The sequence below is a fragment of the Kitasatospora sp. NPDC023120 genome (genome assembly GCF_055560835.1).
This window is the reverse complement of record NZ_JBVHHY010000011.1, coordinates 23,369-44,060: the sequence shown is the minus strand read 5'-3', so window position 1 is coordinate 44,060 and position 20,692 is coordinate 23,369. Positions and strand designations below refer to the sequence as shown.

The 20,692-nt window shown below is 73.5% G+C and carries 22 protein-coding genes and 1 pseudogene; 9 read left to right on the top strand and 14 right to left on the bottom strand.

Features of this window, described 5'->3' with window-relative positions; translation table 11 throughout:
• The first annotated feature begins 78 nt into the window (after positions 1–78).
• The 3 genes and pseudogenes from ACZ3TI_RS17745 to ACZ3TI_RS17735 all read left to right on the top strand — a co-directional run.
• Positions 79–435, top strand: coding sequence for a hypothetical protein (locus tag ACZ3TI_RS17745; protein ID WP_465727140.1), 357 nt, complete (start codon positions 79–81; stop codon positions 433–435).
• A gap of 170 nt (positions 436–605) precedes the next feature.
• Positions 606–2,051, top strand: coding sequence for an RsmB/NOP family class I SAM-dependent RNA methyltransferase (locus ACZ3TI_RS17740; protein WP_465727139.1), 1,446 nt, complete (start codon positions 606–608; stop codon positions 2,049–2,051).
• A gap of 66 nt (positions 2,052–2,117) precedes the next feature.
• Positions 2,118–2,570: pseudogene (locus tag ACZ3TI_RS17735) on the top strand (MerR family transcriptional regulator); the annotation flags it as partial.
• A 128-nt stretch (positions 2,571–2,698) separates the two neighbouring features.
• Here ACZ3TI_RS17735 and ACZ3TI_RS17730 read toward each other — a convergent pair.
• From ACZ3TI_RS17730 to ACZ3TI_RS17700, 7 genes are all read right to left on the bottom strand, one after another.
• Positions 2,699–3,157, bottom strand: a complete 459-nt coding sequence (locus tag ACZ3TI_RS17730) for a hypothetical protein (RefSeq protein WP_465727138.1) — start codon at positions 3,155–3,157, stop codon at positions 2,699–2,701.
• A 267-nt stretch (positions 3,158–3,424) separates the two neighbouring features.
• Positions 3,425–3,757: a sulfurtransferase TusA family protein gene (locus ACZ3TI_RS17725; protein ID WP_465727137.1), complete on the bottom strand. Its 333-nt coding sequence runs from the start codon at positions 3,755–3,757 to the stop codon at positions 3,425–3,427.
• On the bottom strand, positions 3,754–4,440 hold the full coding sequence (locus ACZ3TI_RS17720) for a class I SAM-dependent methyltransferase (protein ID WP_465727136.1): 687 nt from the start codon (positions 4,438–4,440) through the stop codon (positions 3,754–3,756). Before ACZ3TI_RS17720 ends, ACZ3TI_RS17725 begins: the two co-directional genes overlap by 4 nt.
• A 120-nt stretch (positions 4,441–4,560) precedes the next feature.
• Entirely contained in the window at positions 4,561–5,073 is a 513-nt protein-coding gene (locus ACZ3TI_RS17715; RefSeq protein ID WP_465727135.1) for a MarR family winged helix-turn-helix transcriptional regulator, read from the bottom strand.
• 76 nt (positions 5,074–5,149) lie between these two features.
• Positions 5,150–5,506: a DUF6204 family protein gene (locus ACZ3TI_RS17710; RefSeq protein WP_465727134.1), complete on the bottom strand. Its 357-nt coding sequence runs from the start codon at positions 5,504–5,506 to the stop codon at positions 5,150–5,152.
• A 121-nt stretch (positions 5,507–5,627) separates the two neighbouring features.
• A complete protein-coding gene (locus ACZ3TI_RS17705; RefSeq protein ID WP_465727133.1) occupies positions 5,628–6,269 on the bottom strand; it encodes an ester cyclase in 642 nt (213 codons plus the stop codon).
• Positions 6,262–7,023 carry an SDR family oxidoreductase gene (locus ACZ3TI_RS17700; protein WP_465727132.1) on the bottom strand — a complete coding sequence of 254 codons (762 nt, stop codon included), beginning with the start codon at positions 7,021–7,023 and terminating at the stop codon, positions 6,262–6,264. The genes ACZ3TI_RS17705 and ACZ3TI_RS17700 overlap by 8 nt, the downstream gene beginning before the upstream one ends.
• A gap of 128 nt (positions 7,024–7,151) precedes the next feature.
• On the opposite strand from ACZ3TI_RS17700, the gene ACZ3TI_RS17695 reads away from it, so the two are divergent.
• Together ACZ3TI_RS17695 and ACZ3TI_RS17690 are read left to right on the top strand one after the other, a co-directional pair.
• Positions 7,152–8,081, top strand: a complete 930-nt coding sequence (locus ACZ3TI_RS17695; protein ID WP_465727131.1) for a LysR family transcriptional regulator — start codon at positions 7,152–7,154, stop codon at positions 8,079–8,081.
• A gap of 339 nt (positions 8,082–8,420) precedes the next feature.
• The gene (locus ACZ3TI_RS17690; protein ID WP_465727130.1) at positions 8,421–9,944 is read left to right on the top strand and encodes an outer membrane protein assembly factor BamB family protein; all 1,524 of its coding nucleotides are present in this window, start codon (positions 8,421–8,423) and stop codon (positions 9,942–9,944) included.
• Positions 9,945–9,961: 17 nt separating this feature from the next.
• Here ACZ3TI_RS17690 and ACZ3TI_RS17685 read toward each other — a convergent pair whose 3' ends face one another.
• A complete protein-coding gene (locus tag ACZ3TI_RS17685; protein WP_465727129.1) occupies positions 9,962–10,489 on the bottom strand; it encodes a GNAT family N-acetyltransferase in 528 nt (175 codons plus the stop codon).
• Positions 10,490–10,706: 217 nt separating this feature from the next.
• Here ACZ3TI_RS17685 and ACZ3TI_RS17680 point away from each other — a divergent pair, with 217 nt between their 5' ends.
• Positions 10,707–11,516 (top strand): alpha/beta fold hydrolase, encoded by an 810-nt coding sequence (locus tag ACZ3TI_RS17680; RefSeq protein WP_465727128.1) that lies wholly within the window; start codon positions 10,707–10,709, stop codon positions 11,514–11,516.
• Positions 11,517–11,690: 174 nt separating this feature from the next.
• On the opposite strand, the gene ACZ3TI_RS17675 is transcribed toward ACZ3TI_RS17680, so the two are convergent.
• On the bottom strand, positions 11,691–12,680 hold the full coding sequence (locus ACZ3TI_RS17675; protein ID WP_465727127.1) for an ArsR/SmtB family transcription factor: 990 nt from the start codon (positions 12,678–12,680) through the stop codon (positions 11,691–11,693).
• Positions 12,681–12,858: 178 nt separating this feature from the next.
• Between ACZ3TI_RS17675 and ACZ3TI_RS17670 the strand changes: the two genes are divergently transcribed.
• Entirely contained in the window at positions 12,859–14,250 is a 1,392-nt protein-coding gene (locus ACZ3TI_RS17670) for an alpha/beta fold hydrolase (RefSeq protein WP_465727126.1), read from the top strand.
• Positions 14,251–14,410: 160 nt separating this feature from the next.
• Here the strand turns inward: ACZ3TI_RS17670 and ACZ3TI_RS17665 are convergent, their stop codons facing one another.
• Together ACZ3TI_RS17665 and ACZ3TI_RS17660 are read right to left on the bottom strand one after the other, a co-directional pair.
• Entirely contained in the window at positions 14,411–14,968 is a 558-nt protein-coding gene (locus ACZ3TI_RS17665) for a hypothetical protein (RefSeq protein WP_465727125.1), read from the bottom strand.
• A complete protein-coding gene (locus tag ACZ3TI_RS17660; protein ID WP_465727124.1) occupies positions 14,965–16,110 on the bottom strand; it encodes a serine hydrolase domain-containing protein in 1,146 nt (381 codons plus the stop codon). The genes ACZ3TI_RS17665 and ACZ3TI_RS17660 overlap by 4 nt, the downstream gene beginning before the upstream one ends.
• Positions 16,111–16,512: 402 nt before the next feature.
• Between ACZ3TI_RS17660 and ACZ3TI_RS17655 the strand changes: the two genes are divergently transcribed.
• Positions 16,513–17,886, top strand: coding sequence for a pyridoxal-phosphate dependent enzyme (locus ACZ3TI_RS17655; RefSeq protein ID WP_465727123.1), 1,374 nt, complete (start codon positions 16,513–16,515; stop codon positions 17,884–17,886).
• A 97-nt stretch (positions 17,887–17,983) separates the two neighbouring features.
• Here the strand turns inward: ACZ3TI_RS17655 and ACZ3TI_RS17650 are convergent, their stop codons facing one another.
• Positions 17,984–18,583, bottom strand: coding sequence for a DUF1707 SHOCT-like domain-containing protein (locus ACZ3TI_RS17650; RefSeq protein ID WP_465727122.1), 600 nt, complete (start codon positions 18,581–18,583; stop codon positions 17,984–17,986).
• Between the two features lie 100 nt (positions 18,584–18,683).
• Between ACZ3TI_RS17650 and ACZ3TI_RS17645 the strand changes: the two genes are divergently transcribed.
• Positions 18,684–19,025, top strand: coding sequence for a VOC family protein (locus ACZ3TI_RS17645; RefSeq protein WP_465727121.1), 342 nt, complete (start codon positions 18,684–18,686; stop codon positions 19,023–19,025).
• 21 nt (positions 19,026–19,046) lie between these two features.
• On the opposite strand, the gene ACZ3TI_RS17640 is transcribed toward ACZ3TI_RS17645, so the two are convergent.
• Together ACZ3TI_RS17640 and ACZ3TI_RS17635 are read right to left on the bottom strand one after the other, a co-directional pair.
• Positions 19,047–19,808, bottom strand: coding sequence for an IS5 family transposase (locus ACZ3TI_RS17640; RefSeq protein WP_465727120.1), 762 nt, complete (start codon positions 19,806–19,808; stop codon positions 19,047–19,049).
• Between the two features lie 42 nt (positions 19,809–19,850).
• Positions 19,851–20,663 carry a TetR/AcrR family transcriptional regulator gene (locus tag ACZ3TI_RS17635; protein WP_465727119.1) on the bottom strand — a complete coding sequence of 271 codons (813 nt, stop codon included), beginning with the start codon at positions 20,661–20,663 and terminating at the stop codon, positions 19,851–19,853.
• Positions 20,664–20,692 lie beyond the last annotated feature (29 nt).

Here is a 20,692-nt window from a genome sequence, read left to right as displayed (position 1 = left end):
CGGCTCGCCGCGCGGGCCGTTGCGGGTGGGCCTACCTTGGTCCGAGTGGGGGATTCCTCACCAGGAAGGCTGATCCCAATGGCCCGACTCACCCGGACGAGCCCGCGCACCTGGACCGCCGTGGCCGGTGCACTGCTGGTGGCCACGACCTTCGGGCTGGCGACCGCTCCTCCGGCCGGAGCCTCGACCACCACCGTGGTCGCCGGCGCGCCGGCCACCTCGGGCTCGGTCTCCTCGGCCACCTGCCCGGCGAACGCCGTCCTGATCGCAGGAGGCTTCGACCTGGGGAACGTCGCGGTCGATCCCACCACCGGTGCGCCGCCGTCGGTGCTGGTGACGCTGAACGGCCCCTCGCCCGACCAGAGCAACACCTGGAACGCCGCCGCGGTGGGCATCAACGGAACCCAGGCACTCGCCCTCTGCCAGACGAGCTGACCAGTCGTCCGGAAGGGATTCCGTGGAGCCCCCTCCCGTGAGGGGGCTCCACCCCGGGGCTGCGGGGGCTCCACCCGGGGCCGGGGAGCGCAGGAGGCTTCGGGTGGTACGTCCCGCTCGGGATATCGTTGACCTTTGATAACCACCGCAGCACTTTGAGGCACACAGGCATGAGCACGCCCAGCAGTACCCCCGGCGCGAAGCGCGCACCCCGCCCGCACCGCCGTCCGAAGAAGGACCCGGCCCGGATGGTCGCGTTCCGCGCGCTGCGCGCCGTCGACGAGCGCGACGCGTACGCCAACCTGATCCTGCCCTCGCTGCTCCGCGAGGCCGAGCAGAAGGGCATGGACCGGCGCGACGCCGCCCTCGCCACCGAACTCGTCTACGGAACCCTGCGCCTGCAGGGCACCTACGACGCGATCATCGCGGCGTGCATCGACCGGCCGCTCAGCAAGGTGGACCCGCCGGTCCTGGACGTGCTCTCGCTCGGCGCCCACCAGCTGCTCACCACCCGGATCCCCAGCCACGCCGCCGTCTCGGCGACCGTCGAGCTCGCCCGGGTGGTGCTCGGCGACGGCAAGGCGAAGTTCGTCAACGCCGTGCTGCGCCGGATCAGCGCCCACGACCTGGACGCCTGGATCGGGCAGGTCGCCCCGCCGTACGAGCAGGACGCCGAGGACCACCTGGCGGTCGTGCACTCGCACCCGCGCTGGGTGGTCTCCGCGCTCTGGGACTCGCTCGGCCGCTGGCAGCCGGACGCCTCCGGGCGCGGCGCGGTGGAGGAGCTGCTGCGGGCCGACAACGAGCGGCCCGAGGTCACCCTGGTCGCCCGGCCCGGGCGGGCCACCGTGGGCGAGCTGGCCGACGCGCTGCCCGAGGCCGAGCCCGGGCGCTGGTCCCCGTTCGCGCTGCGGCTCGCCGAGGGCGGCGACCCGGGCTCGGTCGAGGCCGTACGGGAGAACCGGGCGGGCGTGCAGGACGAGGGCAGCCAGCTGGTGGCGCTGGCGCTGGCCTCTGCGCCGCTGGACGGCCCGGACCGGATCTGGCTGGACGGCTGCGCCGGCCCCGGTGGCAAGGCCGCGCTGCTCGGCGCGCTGGCCGCCGAGCGCGGGGCGGCGCTGGTCGCGAGCGAGAAGCAGCCGCACCGGGCCCGGCTGGTGGCGCGGGCGCTGGAGGGCAACCCCGGTCCGTACACGGTGATCGCGGCGGACGGCACGCGCCCGGCCTGGCGGTCCGGCGGCTTCGACCGCGTGCTGGTCGACGTGCCGTGCTCCGGCCTGGGCGCGCTGCGGCGCCGACCCGAGGCGCGCTGGCGGCGCCGACCGGCCGACGTGGCGGCCTTCGGGCCGCTGCAGCGGGACCTGCTGCGCTCGGCGATCGAGGCCACCCGGGTCGGCGGCGTGGTCGGGTACGCGACCTGCTCGCCGCACCTGGCGGAGACCCGGGCCGTCGTCGACGACGTGCTGCGGGCCGAGGGCGGCCGGGTCGAGTGGATCGACGCCCGCCCGCTGCTGCCCGGCGTGCCGGCGCTCGGCGACGGGCCGGACGTCCAGCTGTGGCCGCACCTGCACGGGACGGACGCGATGTACCTGGCGCTGCTGCGGCGGACGGCCTGAGCGGTGCGGCTCGATCGGTAGTGGCTGCTTGCACCTCCCGTAGGGGGAGGCGGCAGGGTGGTGGCCATGAACGGCGACACGACGTACACCATCGGTGAGCCGGCCCGGCGGACGGGGCGGACGGTCAAGACCGTCCGCTTCTACTCGGACCAGGGGATCGTGCCGCCGGCCGACCGCAACCCGGCCGGCCACCGGCGGTACGGTGCCGACGCTGTCGCGCGCCTGGAACTGGTCCGCACCCTGCGGGAACTCGGGCTGGGACTGCCCGCGATCCGGGCGGTGCCGGAGCGCGAACGCACGCTGCCCGCCGTCGCGGCGGCGCACGCCGAGGCGCTCGACGTCCGGATCCGGGTGCTGCGGCTGCAGCGGGCGGTGCTGAACGCGGTGGCCAGGCGCGGGTCGACACCTGAGGAGTTGACGTTCGTGCACCGGTTGGCCCGGCTGTCGGGGGAGGAACGGGAGCGCCTGATCGGGGAGTTCCTGGCTGGGGGAACGGCTGGCGGCGATGGCGGATCCGCGGCGGGAGCGCTACCTGGAGCTGCTGGCGGTGGTCAACGGGTGGTCGGCGCCCGAGAGTTGGGCGGCCGAGCTGGACTGGGCGCGGCGCGCGGTGGCCTGAACGGGTACGGGCGCCGTGGGTGCGGTCGTTACGGCTGGGGACGCCGGGGACCGGGCAAGCCGGTGAGGAAGGCGTGGGCCTGGGCGCGGAGGTCGTCGACCGGCAGGTTCTCGCAGATCACCTCCATGCCGAGTGCGGTCGTCTGGTCCCAGTGGAAGTAGGACTGGAAGGCCAGGTACGGGCGGTGGTCGTCGCTGGGGTCGAGCCCGACGGCGAAGGTCGCGAAGCAGGTGCGTTCGCGCCCCGGCCGCACGAACTCGGTTCGGGAGAGCTCCCATTCGAACTCGTAGGGCTCGGGTTCGGCGGGCAGGTCCAGCAGGGCCTGGGCGAGCCGGCGGACCTCGTCCGGGTTCGCGAACGGGAGCGACTGGGATCCGAAGGGGCCGGCGGCGAACAGCTCCCACTCCCGGCCGTTGTGGCTGACGGTCAGTGCCCAGTGCCCGTCCTTGTCGTGCCAGTGGCAGTGGAGGGTCAGGTCCTGGTCCATGGCGCTCAACCTCCCTGTGGTGCTCGGTTGTTCGTAGTCCCTCATCGTGGCACACCGGGTGGCGGAGGGAAGTCGGGTGTGAGCCGTTCTCGAGCCCGCTGCCAGGCGTCCTGCAGCGGGCGGTAGCCGAGGACGGTGATGCCGTGCTCGGTGAGCAGACGGCGGGCCTCCGGGGAGATCGGGAACTCGAAGTCGGTGCGGCGCCCGCAGGATTCCGTCGGGGGTGGGGGAGGTGGGGCGTGTCGGTGGGCGCCGGGGGTGGCCGGGTCAGTCGGTGGTGGGGGCGGGGTGCCAGGGGCGGTCCGGGCGGGTCGGGACCGGGGCGGAGGTGAGGCGCAGGGCGTACACCTCGCGGTCGGTGGTCTGGTACGGGACCGGGCCGAGGTACTCGTGGCCGGTGAGGTGGCACCAGGCGGGCAGGTCGAGCGGGGCGGCGGGGTCGGTGGTGTGGATGTGGACCACCGCACCGGCCGGGAGGTGTGCGATCCGGGCGCGCAGGCGGAGCAGCAGCTGGACGCAGAGCAGGCCGGTGCCGTCGATGGTGAGGTCGGGGGTGGGGTCCGGCGTGGTGGCGGCGTCGGTGCCGTCCGGGGCGGTCATCGCGGGGTCTCCTGGGTGATCTGCCAGAGGCGGCGGGGCAGTTCGCCCTCCTCGAAGGGGCGGACGTCGGTCAGGCGCCAGCCCTCGGCGAGTGCGTCCACCAGTTCGCGGGGGAAGAAGTGGACGGCGAAGCCGCCGTGCTCCCAGATGTCGTCCCCGTGGCCGGTGCCGGTGCCGTAGTGGGCGTCGCCGGTGTGGCGGACGGTGTAGACGAAGGTGCCGCCCGGGCGCAGGACACGGCGGACCTCGGCGACGAGCGCCTCGATCTCCCCGGTAGACAGGGCCATGCAGAGCAGCATGTGGGCGAAGACCGCGTCGACGGAGGCGTCGGGGAGGGGCAGCGGGCGGCGGGCGTCGTGGGCGATGACGGCGACCCGGTCGGCCAGGCCCTGGGCGACGGCGGTCGCGCGCAGCTGCTGCAGACCGGTGTCGCTGAAGTCGGTCGCCAGCACGCGGAAGCCCGCGCGGGCGAAGTGCAGCGCGTCGCGGCCGTGGCCGGCGCCGAGTTCGAGCACCGTCCCGGCGCCGGCGGTGGCGAAGAGCTCGGCGGCGTACTCGGCGGGGGTGGAGGGCCGCTCGCCGTACATCCCGGGGTGGGCGGTGTAGGTCTGCTGCCAGTGCGCGTGTTGGCTGTCGGCGAGGGCGGACTCCCCGCCGGGCGTGCTGCCGGGGGTGTGCGTCATGATGCCGCCCTTCGCGGGGTGGGGCTGGTGGGGCTGGTCTGACCGGTGTCGGCTGCTGTCGGCTTCAGCCTAGGTCGCGGGTCGGGCGGCGGGTCGTGCGGGTCCCCGGTGGTGGCGTGTTCAGCCGAGTCGCTGCCCGGGGGCGGTGCCGCCGAGGCGGGTGAGCAGGGCGGACAGTCGGGTGAGGTCCTCGGTGCTCCACTGCTCGGCCGCGAAGTGGTCGGCGGCGACCTGGCGGGCGGTGTGCAGCATCTCGGCCAGCCGCTCGCGACCGGTCGGGGTCAGGGCGGCGTACGCGACCCGGGCATCGCGGGCGGCGGCCTCCCGGGTGACCAGGCCGATCCGCTCCAGTGGCGCGAGGCCGCGGGTCACCCCGGAGGCGGTGAGGCCGAGGGCCTCGGCGAGGTCGACCCGGCGCATCCGGCCACCGGGGGCCTGGGCGAGGTGGAGCAGCATCGTGAAGTCCGACAGGCTCACGCCGTGCAGGCCGCTGAGGCTCGCGTCGAACCGCTTGACCACGGCCGTCTGGGCGCGGACCAGCCGCAGGGCGGTGTCGAGCGGGTCGGGGCCGGGGTTCGAGACGGGGGTCGGGCCGACGGTCGGGCCGGGGTTCGGGCTGACGGGGTTGTCCATTGCCACCTCCTTGACTGCTCAAGTATATCCCTGCGGAGAGCCGTCAAGGAGGTGGCGGAGGGGGGGAGGGGGGCGGTCAGCGGGCGGCGTTGGCGGCGCGGCGCTGCCGCTTGCCGAGCGGTGCCTGGGAGAGGTCCTCGGCCTGGGAGCGGAGGTTCTTGTAGCCGTAGCCGCGTTCGGACAGCCAGCTCCGCGCCGTCTGCTCGGCCCGCTCGGTGGCCTCCAGGATGTCCTCCTCGGCCTCGCCCTCGTCGAGGAAGCGGAAGGTGAAGGCGGCCCGCGCGGAGAGGTCGTAGCTGAGGTGCCCCTCGCGGGTGAAGGTGGCGTGCAGGACGTCGTGTTCGGGTGCGGCGGCGAGGAGTTCGGCGCGCTGCCCGTCGGTGAGGCCGTCGAAGACGCCGCGCACCATGATGCGGAAGGTTCGGGTGGTCATCCCCCGACCATAGGCAGCAGGGGCCGTCGACCGCCACCGCGATTCCGGGCGCGCCGGCGGTCGACGACTCCTCGTCGGGGGTCTCAGTCGTCGGGGCGGGCGTCGGCCGCTGGAGCGGGCGTCAGCCGTTGACGCCCAGTTGGGCCAGCAGCGCCGTGTTGTCCTCGATGTGCCAGTCCTCGACGATCCGGTCGCTGCCGACGTGCTGGATGTCGATGGCGTTGAACTCGACGCTCTGGCCCCGGCCGTGGACACCGTTGAAGGTGCCGGTGAAGTGGCCGCGGAAGACCAGCCGGGCGGTGATCTCGTCGCCGGTGACCAGGACGTCGGACAGTTCGCAGGTCAGGTCCGGTACGGCCGCGCGGAAGGTGCGCGAGGCGAGCACCGGGCCGGTGGGGCCCTGCGGACGGCCGGGCGGCAGCGTGTTGTCCCGGAACTGCGGACTGATCGCCGCGTCCAGGTACTTCTGCTGCCCGGTGTTCCAGAACGTGTACAACTGCTGGGCCAGGTGGACCTCTTGGGCCGCGCGCCGGGCACCGAGCGACCGGTCCGCGGTGAGCGCCTTCGGCTGGACCAGGTCGGGCGAGTTGTCGACCAGTCGCTGCGGCCAGGAGTGCGAGGGCCGACCGCGGCCCGGGTCGTGGACCGGCGCGGCCGCGGCGGTGCCACCCGCGAGCGCGGCCAGGACGGCGGCGACGGCGACGGTGCGGGACAGGCGACGGGAGCGGACGGGCGCCACCGCGGTGGGCCGGGTCTCAGACAAGGCGACCGCCCCCGTCGACGTGCAGCACGGCGCCGGTGACGTACGGGTTGTCGATGACGTAGCGCACGGCCTTGACCAGGTCCTCGGGGCTGCCGACGCGGCGGGCCGGGTTGCGCTCGGCGACACCGCGCAGGAACGCCTCCTTGTCGGCGCCGAGCCCGTCCCAGGAACCGGTGTCGACGATGCCGGGGGAGACCGCGTTGACCCGCACCGGCGCGACCTCCACCGCCAGCGCCCGCACCAGGAAGGCGAGCGCGCCGTTGGTGGTGGCCATCACCGTACGACCGGGGGAGGGGCGCCAGGCCGCCAGACCGGAGAAGAAGGTGAACGAGCCGTCCCCCGACACCTGCCCGACCAGGTGCTTGGCCAGCAGCAGCGGACCGATCACCTTGGCCGAGAACGCCCGCTGCACATCGGCCGCGTCGAGCTCCCGCAGCGGGCCGTTGGCCGGGATCGCGGCGGTGGAGACCAGGTGGTCGAACCGCCCGGCCCGGGCGGCGAAGTCGGCGATCGACCGCTCGTCCGCGATGTCGAGCGCGAGCACCTCGGACGGCCCGGACAGCTCGCCCGCCGTCCACTCCAGCTTGCGCGGATCCGGACCGGCCAGCGCGAGGTCGGCGCCGGCCGCCGAGGCGGCCTTGGCGAGAGCCCGCCCGGTGCGCGAGCCCGCGCCGACCACGACGAGGCGTCGGCCCTTCAGGGAAACGTCGTGGGAGGTGTTGTGGGACTCGCTGTGGGAACCGTCATCGGACACGGGAGAGCTCCTTCGCATCAGGGGGATCGGCCGACTGTTGCTTGCTGCGCCGGCCGCACCACGACGATCTCCCGGGCTACGGTGATGAGTCCAAGGCATGTTTTCTACCTCCGCGATAAAATCTGCTCATGGCAACGCTCCGGCAGCTCGAATACCTGGTGACGGTGGTCGACACCGGCTCCTTCACGCGCGCGGCCGAGCAGCTGCACGTCACCCAGCCCGCGCTCTCGCACCAGATGCGGGCCCTGGAAGCCGCCGTCGGAGGCACGCTGCTCGAACGCCTGCCGCGCTCGGTACGGCTCACCCCGATGGGCCGGGCGGTGCTGCCGCACGCCCGTGCCGCGCTCGCCGAGGCCGAACGCCTGCACGCGGTCGCCCGGCGCGCGGCCGGTCTGGAGGAGGGCGAGCTGGAGGTCGCGGCGATCTACTCGGTCAGCCTCGGCATCCTCCCGCCCGTGCTGCGCGCCTGGCGCCGGCTCCACCCCGGTGTACGGATCCGGCTGCGCGAGTACCCGCACGCCGACCGGCTCCAGGCCGCGATGGCCGCCGGTCGCGCCGACGTCGCCATCGGTCCCGTGCCGGTCGGCTGGGAAGGCCCGATCCGCGAACTCGGCGTCGAGGAGTTCGCGATCGTCCTGCCCGCCGACGACCCGCTGGCCGACAGCCCCACCGGCACCGTCGCACCGGCCGAACTCGCCGACCGCGCCTGGGTCCACTACGCCCCCGGCAACGGCCTCGCCGACCTGCTCGACCGCGTCGCCGCCCAGGCCGGGTTCCACCCGCGCGCGGCGGTCCGCGCCGAACAGACCTCCGCCGCACCGCTACTGGCCGCGGCCGGGCTCGGCCCCGCCCTGGTACCCGCCAACATCGTCCCGCCGCACTTCGACGGCGCCGTGCTCCGCCCCGACCCACCGGTCCGCCGCACCCTCACCGCCTACACCCGCACCCGCCCCGACCCCCTCACCGTGGCCTTCGCCGACCTCCTGGCCGAACAGGCCCGCGTCAACCCGCCCGGGCTGCCGGCGGCGAGGGTGGGGTGCGGCGAGGCGGACGGGTGAAGGCGGGGCGGGGCAGGCGGGGCCGGGCCTCGGTGGTCGTGTGCTGCGGGGTGGAGCGCGCGCCGAGGCCAACTGGTGCGGGGGGCGGGGCGGTTCGGGGCTGGGGTGCGCCCGACGGGCGTCACCGGCCGGGTGGGAAGGGGTGAGGATCCGGAGGTGAGGATCCCGGGGTGAGGATTCGTAACGATCGCCCGATTCCGGGCCTCTCATGTGCAGGTGATGGCCGGGGTTTTCCCTGCTCTTTGTTTCGGATCACGGTGGCCTCTGCAACGATCCGGTGATCGCCGTCCCTCGTGCGTGGGCGGCGCGTCGCAGGGGCGTCGCAGGGGAGAGACCGGCATGGCCGTTGGGCCCGAGGACAGCGTGGTCCGGGCGAGGTTGGGGGCCAGGAGTGCGAGGTGGGGTGCCGGGTTCGCCTGGGACCGGGAGACCTGGATGGTGGTCTCCGGCGGGGTGCTGGGGGCCATGTTCGCCGGCATGGGGCTGGCGGTGCTGTTCGGTCCGGCGAACGGGTTCGGCGGCGACAGCCTGACGTACATGGGCATCATCAGCATCCTCGGGCTGATGCCGTGCGGTGCGGGCTTCGTCTGGGCGCTGATCCACCCCCGGTACGGGCTGCCCTCGGCCGCCGTCGGGGCGCTGCTGGGGCTCGGCATCTTCGTCGTCTTCGCCGGTGACGGCCTCAACGACTCCTGGAAGGCGCCGCTGGACCGGCCGTCCACCACCCGCGCGCTGGGCAGCTGGACCGCCGGGGACCTGGTGGTGCGGGTCCGGCCCGACCTGGTGGTGGCGTACCGCAGCGTCACCGGCGCCGTCGTGTGGCGGTGGACGCCGCCGGGGGAGGACTCGGTGTGCGCGATGAGCCGAGGGACCGGGCAGGGCGGCGCCGGGCCGATCGGGCTGATCGGTCACTCGCCGCACGACAAGCCGTGCGCGGCGGTGACCGCGCTCGACCTCGCCGACGGCCGGGAGGGCTGGACCGCCGCCGTGGACGCGCCCGCCCGGGACGGCGACTCGGCGGCGCCGGACGTGGTCGCCGTCGCCGGGCAGCAGGCCGTCCTGCAGGAGCAGGGCGGCTGGCGGGCGGTACGGCTGGCGGACGGCGGGGTGCTGTGGCGCGGCGCGGTCGACGCGGGTTGCACTCCGCTGCAGGTCGCGGGCGGTGCGGCCGATGCGGTGACGGTGGCGCAGTGCGGCGCGGCGCCGCCCGTCCTGCGGTCGCTGGCGGCCGCGGACGGGCGGGAGCAGTCGCGGATCGCGCTGCCGGCGGCGGGCGGGCTGAAGAACCTCGCGGTGCTGTCGGTCGAGCCGCTCGCCGTCTGGGTCGAGGCCCAGGGCGAGCGCGGGACGCACGCGGTGCTCAGCTACGACCGGTCCGGGCGGCAGCGGGCGGAGATCCCGGTCTCCGGTGACGAGTACGACCTGGACGTGATGCTGGGCGGCCTGCACGCCTTCGACGAGTTCGACGCCCGGCCGCTGTTCGGCGGGGTGGTCGTGGGCGACCTGTTCGTCGTGCCGGGGGAGCGGCCCGGCGACGTCAGCATCAGCGGCGGCGGGCACCCGAGCCGCAGCGCGACCGGACGACTGGTCGCGTACTCGCTCGCGGACGGCCGGCAGCGGTGGACGGCGGGACTGGACGACCAGGTCACGGGCCTGGTGGTGGACGGGACGTCGGTGTGGGCGATGACCCGGGACCGGGTCGCCCGGGTGGACACGGCGACGGGACGGCAGAGCGCCGAGCTGGACGTCAACGGTACGGCGTCGCTCTACCCGGTGGACCTGTCGGTGTCCGGGCCCGGGCGGTTCACGGTGGTGGCGGAGGACGGGACGCGGAACGAGCCGCCGGTGCGAGGGATGCACTGAGCGGCTGTTCTCCTCGGCTACCGGGAGTCGCTCCGGAAGTCGGGGTAGCCCAGGATGAAGACCTTCTCGGCCGGGTTGCGGACGTACGGGATCACCTTCCCGGTGTCCTCGAAGCCGAGCCGCCGGTAGAAGGCCAGCGCGCGTCCGTTGGTCTCGTTGACGCCGAGGGTCAACCACCGTGCGTCGGTGTGGTCCTGCGCGTGGCGGATGGTCGCGTTGACGAGGTCGGCGGCGGGTCCGGCCGGGCCGCGGTGGGCCGGGGCGACGTAGACGGAGCGGACGCACACGGTGTCGGGGACGTCGGGGACGGGCTCGACCCCGGCGATTCCCACCCAGTTCCCGACGTCGTCACGGACCGTGAGGGTGGCGCATCCCCCGGCGGTGGCCTCGGCGTCGGCCTGCTGCTGCCAGTAGCCGTCGGGGAGGGCGGCCGTGTCGGCGTAGGAGAGGTTGAAGGCGCCGGGGGAGTCCCGCAGCGCCTCCAGCGTGATCTCGCGAAGTTCCCGCCATTCCTCGGCGGCGATCCGGCGTACGACGTAGTGCATGCCGTGAGCCTGGCACGGCGGCGGTGCGGCGGGATCACACGTGAGGATGATCTTCGTCCGCGACCTCCCCGGCGCGGGGGAGGTCGTCGGCCCGGGTGACCTCCGGCGCGAGGAGCCTCCCCGGCCCGGGGCGGCACCCCGCGACCGGCGGAACTGAGCCTTCCAGGCGGTTGTGTCAGGCTGGTGGGGGAGCACCGCCGAGATCGGGAGGCTCGAGATGGCCGAGATCAGGGTGAACGGGGTGGCGCTGCACTACGAGGCCCACGGCGAGGGCCCCGGCGTCGTCCTGGTGCACGGCTCGTGGAGCGACGGGGACTCCTGGGCGCGGGTGATCCCGGGCCTGGCGGAGTCCGCCACCGTCGTCGCCTACGACCGCCGGGGGCACAGCCGCAGCGAGGACCTGCTCACCCAGGGTTCGGTGTACGAGGACGCGGCCGACCTGGCCGGGCTGATCCAGGGGCTCGGGATGGCACCGTCCTTCGTCTACGGCGACTCCTACGGCGCGCTCGTCACCCTCCGTCTCGCCGCTGCCCGTCCCGACCTGATCCGGGGGATCGCCGTGCACGAGCCGCCCGGCACCGGCATCCTGCTCGCCGACCCGGACCTGCGCCCGATCGGCACCGCCTTCGCCGACCGGATCGCCGCCGTCCGGGCGCTGCTGGAGCAGGCCGAGTCCGCCGCGGCCGCCGAACTGTACGTGGACACCCTCGCCTTCGGACCGGGCGCGTGGGAGCAACTGCCCGCGCCGGTCCGGCACACGTACATCCGCAATGCGCCCACCTACCTGGACGAGCTGCGCGACCCGGACGCGCTGGACCTCGACCTCACCGGGCTCGCCCGGTACACCGACCCGGCGCTGCTCACGCAGAGCGACGACAGCGCGCCGATGTTCGGCGAGGTGCTGGACCTCGTCGACCTCGCCCTGCCGAAGGCGGAGCGCCACCTGTACACAGGCGCCGGCCACGCCCCGCACCTGTCGCAGCCGGAGGAGTGGGTGCGGGTGGTCCTCCCGCGAGTGCTGGCCTGAAGCTGATCCAGGCCCTTGCCGGCCTGGAGCGGGTGCCGACCTGAAGCGTGCGCCGGCCTGGAGCGGGTGCCGACCTGAAGCGTGTGCCGGTCTGGAGCGGGTGCCGACCTGAAGCGTGTGCCGGTCTGGAGCGCGTGTCGGCCTGAGACCCGGAGGTCCCGAGGGTCGCCGGCGCTACCGGGTCGCCAGCATCTCCTCCCCGCGCGGCGTCCGCCGGTACAGCACCTCGCGCCCGCTGCGCATCCGGCTGACCAGGCCCGAGCGGTGCAGCACGCCCAGGTGGTACGAGACGGTGCCCGCGCTCAGGAAGTGCCGGGCGGCGAGGTCGGCGGTGGTGGTCGGGTCGACGAGGGCGGCGAGCAGGTCCGCCCGGGTCGGGCCGAGCAGCTGGGCCAGTGCCGGGGTGGGGCTCTGCGGGATGGCCGGCGGATTCACGACCGGGTACACCAGGGTGGGTGCCCGGTGGCAGCCGTCGACCGGGTCCAGGATGACGTGGATCGTCCGGCTCACCAGCGTCGGCATCAGCAGCACCATCCGGGCCGGCAGCGTCACCTCGAAGCGGCTCTTCAGCCGGATCAGGCCGTCCGCCCAGGAGAGTTGCGGGGAGAGGGAGTTGAACAGCGAGCCGGTGCCGTACCGGGCCAGGAAGCGGCCCCGCTGGTCGACCTCGGCGTCCAGCACCGCCCGGGCGTCCGGCCAGTACGGCGCGAGCGCCGACTCCCAGTACCGGCCCAGCTCGTCGGCGACCCGCTCGGCGAAGTAGCGCGGGCCGCGCTGCATGGTGCGCAGCACCACGTCCGGGACCTGACGGCCGGACAGGTTGGCTGCGGGCAGGCCGTGCCGGACGGTCTCCAGCTCCGCCCGTACCCGCTCCGGGTCGGTGCGCCGGACGGCCTCCAGCTGCTCCGCCACGGTCGGGTCCGGTCCGGCGGGGTGCGGGGAGAGGAAGTCCGGGATGTAGCCGCCCGCCTGTTCCAGCGCCAGCCCCGACAGCAGTTCCAGCTTCTCCCGGCGCAGCACGCGGCGGGTGCGGCCCACCCAGGCGTACGGCCCGGTACGGGAGTTGAGCGAGAAGGCCATCAGGGTGTTGACCGCTTCGTGGAGCGGTGAGACCGCGAAGCGGGTGCGGGCGAGCCCGGTCGAGTCGATCGTGAGCCGGATCATGCCGTCCTCCCCTCGAACTGTCGGGCGGTCGGAATCACCGGTTCGGTCCGCCTTTTCGACCTCCGACGTTTCGACTCTGGTCGAATCCTGGCATGAATGCTCGCGTTCGAGGTCACCCCGGCACAAGCTGATTCCCGTGGCCGCGTCAGCACGGACGCGGCGCGACGGAAGGACGAACATGACGAGCACGCGCGGTCGCGTGGCCGCCCTGCTGGGCGCCGTCGCGATGGTCGCCGGCACCACCCTGGCCACCGCCCCCGCCATCGCGGCGCCCGCCGAACCCGCCCGACACGGTGGTGGAATCGCCGGGCAGGCACCCTGCCAGGGCGCGCCCGAATTCACCTGCGGGACCATCACCGTGCCGCTCGACCACAGCGGCGCCACCCCCGGCAGCCTCCTGCTCGACGTGGCGATGACCGGGAACGCCGACGCGCCCAAGGGCGACTTGCTGTTCCTCGCCGGTGGCCCCGGCCAGCCCGGCGTGCCGCTGATCCGGCGGATCGCGAGCAAGCTGACGCCCGTCCTCAAGGACTACCGCCTGGTCATGTTCGACCAGCGCGGCACCGGCGAGCGGGCGCTCCAGTGCCCCGGGCTGCAGGAGGACATGGGCTCCTCCGACCTCGCCCCGCCCCGCAAGCAGTCCATCGCCGACTGCGCCGCCACCCTCGGTCCGAACGCCCGCTTCTACAGCACCGCGGACACCGTCGGCGACATGGACCTCCTGCGCCAGGCCCTCGGTGACCGCCGCCTCGCCATCGACGGCGTCTCCTACGGCACCTTCGTCGCCGAGCGGTACGCGCTCGCCCACCCGGCGCACGTGTCCCGGCTGGTGCTCGACTCGGTTGTGCCGCAACAGGGTTACGACCCGCTCGACCTGATCGCGCTGCCCGCCACCGCCCGGGTCCTGCGCGCCGCCTGCCAGGCCACCGGCTGCACCACCGACCCGGCCGCCGACCTCGCCACCACCGTGCGGACGTACGGCAACGGGGCGCGGATCCTCGACGCGCTGACCAGCTACGAGTTCGCCGACCCGAACTACGGCGGAGTGCCGGAGGCGCTGCACGAGGCCGCCGGCGGACAGCCGGCCAAGCTCCAGGCCTTCATCGACGAGGTGCACCAGAACGACGCCGCGCCCGCCGAATTCCTCAGCCAGGGCCTGCACGCCGCCACCCTGTGCGCCGACGGGCGCTACCCGTGGGGCACCACCGACACCCCGGTCGCGGGACGCGCGGCCGCGCTGGAGCGCACCCGGCAGGAGCTGACCGCCGAGCAGACCTGGCCGTACGACGCGGCGACCGCGACCGGGCTGGGCAGCCTGTTGGTCTGCCTGGACTGGCCGCGCGAGCCGGTGCCGCCGACGCCGCCGGCGCACCGCAAGCTGCCGAACGTGCCGGTGTTGCTGCTCGGCGGGGACCGTGACCTGTCCACGCCGTACGAATGGCTCTACCAGGAGGCGAAGTCGGCGCACGACCCGCAGGTCGTGATCGTCCCCGGGGCGGCGCACTCGGTGCAGACCCGGGCGGCGAACCCGGCCGGGCGGCAGGCGGTGTACGACTTCCTGCTGAAGTAGCGCCGGGTCGAGCCGGGCGAGGGGCCGTTCCGCACAGGGGACGGAACGGCCCCTCCCCGGCCTCGCCGACGTCCTCGGCGTCCTCGGCGTCCTCGACGTCCTCGACGTCCTCGACGTCCTCGACGTCCTCGACGTCCTCGGCACCCTCGGCAACGTCGGCTCAGGACTCGGCCGCGCCCCAGCCGTCGTCGGGCAGGGTGCGGTCCGGCTCGGGACAGTCGCTGTGCTCGTAGCCCCACATCATCGCCTTGTACAGCACCCACTCCTCCAGCGGCGGCTCGTCGTAGTCCTCCCGATTGGTCAGGACCAGCTCCACCCGGACCTCCTCGGCCGGGGAGAAGAGCAGGTTCCGCTGGTTCGGGAGGTTCTCGTACGTCACCGTCTCCCAGGTGCGACCGGTGGCGGTCAGCGCGGCCATCAGCTCGGTCTCGGTGATGCGGGTGCCGAAGGTCACCGACTCGCCTCCCGGCCGCGGGAGTTCGAGCTCGCCGGTCCAGACCGGCAGGGACAGCGAGTGGAGCTGCCGGCAGCGGCAGAACACCGTCGGCACGTCGTGCCAGACGAAGCCGTGCGGCCAGCGGTGCCCGCTGCGGATCTGGCCGCCGTCCCGCGGATCGCCGTAGAGGGCGGCGAGTTCGGGCAGGGAGGCGCCGTAGCGCAGCTCGCCGAGGCTGCCGGTGGTGGCGAGGCCGGCGAGGAGAGTGAGGAAGTCCGTCACCCCAGGCACCCGCGCACCGCGTCGATCAGCCCGTTCGCGCGGGCGTCGCCGTGGCCGATCATCCGGTTGGCGACGTAGGCGAAGCCGATGCCGAACTCGTCGTCACCGAAGGCGAACTGGCCGCCGGCGCCGTCGTTGCCGAAGCTCCGCCCGCCGAGCAGCTTGCGGAAGGACGGGGAGTCGAGCAGGACGCCGGAGCCCCAGCGGGCGCCCATGTCGAAGCCCAGGAAGCCCGCGCCGGAGGAGACTTCACGCACCGCGTCGGTGACGGTGTCGTGCGAGAGCAGGCGGGGGGAGCCGTCCAGGCCGGTGACCGCCGCCGCGTACAGGCCGGCCAGGCCGGTGGCCGAGGCGACGGCGCCCGCGCCGGGCAGCTCGATCGCGTGCAGGGCCGGGTCGTTCCAGCCGTGCGGCACGTCCAGGCCGGGGAAGACCAGCGCGCCGTTCATCGTCACGATCCGGGTGAGCAGGTGCTCCGGGCCGGGCATCGGGCGGCGGCCATCGGCCTCCACCAGCCGTGCCAGGCGCGGGAGTTCGCTCTCCGGCAGGCCGATCCAGACCGGCAGGTCGCCGAGCGGCTCGGCGATCTCCTTGCGCAGGAACGCGCCCGGGGTCAGGCCGGTGATCCGGCGGATCACCTCGCCGACCGCGAAGCCGAGCACATGGCCGTGGTACTCGTAGGTGGTGCCCGGCTCCCAGAGCGGCTGCTGCGCCTCGATCGCCCGGACCACCGGCTCCCAGGCGGCGATCTCCTCGAAGGAGAGCACCGCGTCCAGGGCCGGGAGGCCGGCGCGGTGGCCGAGGATCATCCGGGTGGTGATCGCCTGCTTTCCGTGCTGCGCGAACTCGGGCCAGTAGCGGGCGATCGGGGCGTCCAGGTCGAGCCTGCCCTGCTGGGCGAGCAGGTGCGCGGAGATGCTCACCGCGCCCTTGGCGCAGGAGAAGACCGGCACCACGGTGTCCTGGGTCCAGGCCCGGCCGGTGCGCTCGTCGGCGGTGCCGCCCCACAGTTCGACCACCTTGCGGCCGCCGGCGAACACCGTGACCGCGGAGCCCAGTTCGGGGAACTCGGCGAAGTTGCGGGCGAAGGCGTCCGCGACGGCGCCGAAGCGTTCGTCGGCCCAGCCCTGGTACTGCTGCATGATGGGGTACCCCGTTCTGGCTCCAAGATCGACCGCACCACGCTACGGGAGCCGGGCGACCGTGACGAGGGGATTTCGCCACGTCGGGGCTGGTGGGGCAGGTGTGACAGACTCGGCGGCGATCGAGAGGGGGCCGGGTGGACCGGGAGACGTTGACCGCGCTCCGGAGGCGGCGGTGGCCGGGCTCCCCGGGCCGGCTGCTGTGCCGAGTCGCCGACGAGGCGGCGGTCGGAGTGATCATCAGGGGCGACCGCGGAAGCGGCGCACTCGCGGGTCGTGCTGCTCCGGGTGCGGCGAGCTGTCGACCGTGGGTGTGATCTCGGCTCGTTCCGGCGCTGTCGGCGGCTAGCGGGTCCCACGGTTGGGCAGGCTCGGGCGGACAGCTAGCGAAAGGGGCCGCAGATGGCCGCAGTTCACGAAACCGTCCTCGATGGGATCGGCGGGACGCCGCTGTTCCGGCTCGCCCGGCTCGGCGCCGGGATCGCCGCGCCGATCTACGCCAAGGCCGAGTTCCTCAACATCGGCGGCAGCGTCAAGGACCGCGCCGCGCTGTCGATGGTGCTGGCCGCCGAGCGGGACGGTCTGCTGAAGCCCGGCGGCACGATCGTCGAGGCGACCTCGGGGAACACCGGTATCGGGCTGACCATCGTCGGGCGCCAGCGCGGCTACCGGGTGATCGCCGGGGTGTCGGACAAGGCCGCGTCGGAGAAGTCCGACATCCTGCGGGCGTACGGCGCGGAGGTGGTGCTCGCGCCGACGTCCGTGCCCCAGGAGGATCCGCGGCACCTGTTCCACGTCGTCCGGCGGCTGGTGGAGGAGATCCCCGGCGCCTGGCTGGCCAACCAGTACGACAACCTGGCCAATCCGGACGCCCATGTGCGGACCACCGGCCCGGAGGTCTGGGAGCAGACCGGCGGCCGGGTGACCCACTTCGTCGCGGGCGTCGGCACCGGCGGCACCATCACCGGCACCGGCGGCTACCTGAAGGAGGTGTCCGGCGGCGCGGTGACGGTGGTCGGGGCCGACCCGGAGTCCTCGCTGTACGGGGGCGGCGACGGCAGCCCGTGGTACGTCGAGAGCATCGGGCACTTCCTGCACCCCGACACCGTCGAGGACCGCTGGCCGCAGGCCTACCGCTCGGAGGTGGTCGACGCCTTCGAACGCATCCCGGACCGCGAGTCCCTGCAGGCGGCGCGGCAACTGGCAAGGGAGGAAGGCATCCTGGCGGGCCCGTCGTCCGGTACGGCGGTGGCGGCGGCGCTGCGGGTGGCGCGCGGGCTGGGGCCGGAGGACCTGGTCGTCGTCCTGCTGCCGGACTCCGGGCGCTCGTACCTGTCCAAGGTGCACAGCGACGCGTGGATGCGGGAGTGGGGGTTCCTGGAGGAGGGCACCGGCTTGCGAGCGCTGCTCGACGCCGCCGGCCCGCTGGTGGCGGTCGAGGCCGGTGCGAGGGTCGGCGAGGCGTCGGAGGTGCTGCGTGCCGCGCCGGGCGGGGTGGCGCCGGTGGTGCTGACGCGGGCGGTGCGGCCGTTCGGGGTCGCGGCGGCGGAGGTGGTCGGCTCGGTGCGCCGGGAGGTGCTGGCGGCGGCGCTCGCGGACGGCTCCGCCAAACCGGGCGACCCCTTGGGCGCGCTGCTCGGACCGGCGCTGCCGGCGGTGGGTGTCGGGCAGTCACCGGCCGAGGCACGGGCGGTCCTGGGGGAGGCTGGCGCCGGGGTGTCGGTGCTGGTGGACGGGCGGGTTGCCGGGGTGCTGCCGAGGTCGGTGCTGGCCTGACCGTCCGTTGTCGACCTTACCGGCCAGAGCTTGCCGTACCACCTGACGCAACGACCCGGCAGGATGCCCCCATACTCACTGCCCACGCGAGCGCAGGCTATCGCTTCTGGCGGAGTTGTTTGATCTTGATGTAGCCGGCTCGCGGATGCCCGACGACTGTGAGCGTCGGGGAGGCCGGGTCAGCCGGTGCGGTGGCCTTGTTGCTGATGTGAGCAGTGTTGGTGCTCGACGCATCGATCTGCACCGCCCAGCCCTGCGGGACGATCAACTGGATGCCGCCCGTGCCGCAACTCGCCTCAACGGTGACATCACGGTGCGCACAGGCAGCCTCGGTGAAGTCGATCACGATGTTCAACATCTTGCACTCGGCGATGATTCTCCGGGGAACTGTCCACCGGCCGCCCTGCTTGATATTGCCCAGGCGGGTCTTGAGAACAAGCGTTTCCGTATCAGTGCCGGCGGGCAATCCGGAAGGCTGCTCCTGCGGCAGATCGGCCACTAGCACGTCGAGTTCGGCATACGTCTTGGCGCCATAGGCCCGATCGAGCCTCTCCTCCAACTCGGCAAGGTCGATACGGCCCTCCCCCGCGGCAACCCGCAGCCTCTCAGCCACCGACTCCCGGTCGGCATCCCCTGCCCGAGGCGCCACCGCGCCCGGCGACGTCGCCTGCCCCTGCCCCTGCTCCCCACCAGTCATGGTGAGACTGTAACCGCACGGGCGAATCACCAATGCACGCCATCGGTTCCGGCCTCAACCCCCGAAGGACTTCCGGCGCCGACCCCTTAGGGTGCCGATCATGAGTCTGACAGCAGTAATGATCACGATGGATTGTGCGGAACCGCAGGAGTTGGCTCAGTGGTGGGCCACTGCGTTGGGAGGCGAGATCGCCCAGGACCACGGCGACTTCGTCATCGTCAGGGCGCAGCCGTTGGCACTGGGTTTCCAGCGTGTGGCCGAAGAGCGGCGGGGCAAGAACCGTGTACACGTCGACTTCGCTGCCGCGCCCGGCACGGGTCTGGCGGAGGAGGTGGAGCGGCTGGTCGCTCTGGGTGCGAGCGTCGTTGGCGAGCACAGCATTCCGGGTCTCACCTGGACTGTGCTGCAGGACCCGGCCGGCAACGAGTTCTGCGTCCACTAAGGAGCGTTGCGACCGTGCTGGTCACAGCCACTCGTTGACGGCTGCGACCAGCACCGTTGCCTCGTAGCGCACGGCCGACTTGTCGTACCTCGTGGCCACAGCTCGATGGCGCTTGAGGCGATTGATTCCGCACTCCACCGCGTGGCGCTCCTTGTAGTCGTCCTTGTCGAACTTCGGCGGGCGCCCGCCATGGGAGCCGAGCTCCTTGCGGTTTCGGACCTGGTCGGCCTTCTCCGGGATGGTGCACTCGATCCTGCGTCTGCGCAGGTAGGAGCGGTTCGCGCGAGATCCGTAGGCTTTGTCGGCGCGGACCCTGTCGGGTGTGGTGCGTGGCCGTCCGGGGCCGGTGCGGGGGGCGCAGGCCGCCCCGGGACCGTCCGAGCCCGTGGTCGTCCGGCTCGGTGTCGATTCCGCCGGGCGGCTCGCGCTGAAGATCCCTTCTTTACGCGCGCCGGCGGCGTGCTGGTGGGCGCGACAGACAGTCGAGTCCACGCTCACATCCCAGGTGATCAGGCCCTGCGCGTGGGCCTGGACCTGCAGTTGTTCCAGGATCCGCTTCCACGTGCCGTCGCGCTGCCACCGGCGGAACAGGTCGTAGATCCGGTCCCACGGGCCGTATCGCTCGGGGATGTCCCGCCATGGTGTGCCCGCCCGAGTCCGCCACCGTATCCCGTCGATCAGCTGCCGACGCGTCCACGTCCGCGGCCTCCCCGGCTTCTTCCCCGCTGGCAGCAACGGCTCCAGCCGAGCCCACTGTCGGTCTGTCAGTTCCCCTCGCGCCACACCATGATCATCGCAACTCAAGATCCACTTTCGCAGCAGACCCTAACCGTCCGCGGCCGGGGCGAGGATCGCGGTGATGACCCGGTCCAGGGTGCGGTCGAAGGCCTTGTCCGGGTCGGCGGGCGGGCCCGAGGTGGCGAACGCCTGGGCCAGGTGCGGGTATTCGCCGCTCATCGCGGCCTGGGTGAGGTAACCGACCAGCTCCGCCTGCCACTTGGCGCCCGCGGCTGCCGTCTGCTCGTACTGCGCGTACTGGCAGACGAAGCCGTTGAGCAGCGCCATCGCCTCCATCCGGGCGCCGCCGCCGAGGCCGGTGGGCGCGGTGAGGGCGAGGAAGTGGTCGGTGTAGCGCAGGGCGTTGGGGCCGATGCTCGGGCGGGCCAGGACCAGGGCGGGCAGCCAGGGGTGGCGGCGGAAGATGGCGAGCTGCTCGTGCGCGAGGCGGGCGAGGTCGGCCCGGACGTCGCCGCTCGGCGCGGGCAGCGGACCGTACTCGCCGGAGGCCGCGTCGAGCATCAGGTCGAGCAGGTGCTCCTTCTTCGGCACGTAGTTGTAGAGCGACATGGTGCCCGCGCCGAGCGCGGCCGCGACCCGGCGCATGGAGACCGCGTCCAGGCCCTCGGCGTCGGCGATCGTGATCGCTGCGGCGGCGATCGAGTCGCGGCTGTGGGCCGGGCGCGGGCCGCGGCCGGTGCGCTCGGGGCGCAGCCAGATCAGTTCGGGCGCCTCGGGCGGCGCGGGCCTGCCAGACGGGCTGGGCCTGCCGGGTGGGCTGGGCTCGCCGGTCGAGCCGGTCGAGCCGGTCGAGCCGGTCGAGCTGGGCTGGCTGGTCGGGCTGGGCTTGCTGGACGGCACTGGAAGATCACCTCGCTCCCCCATCTTAG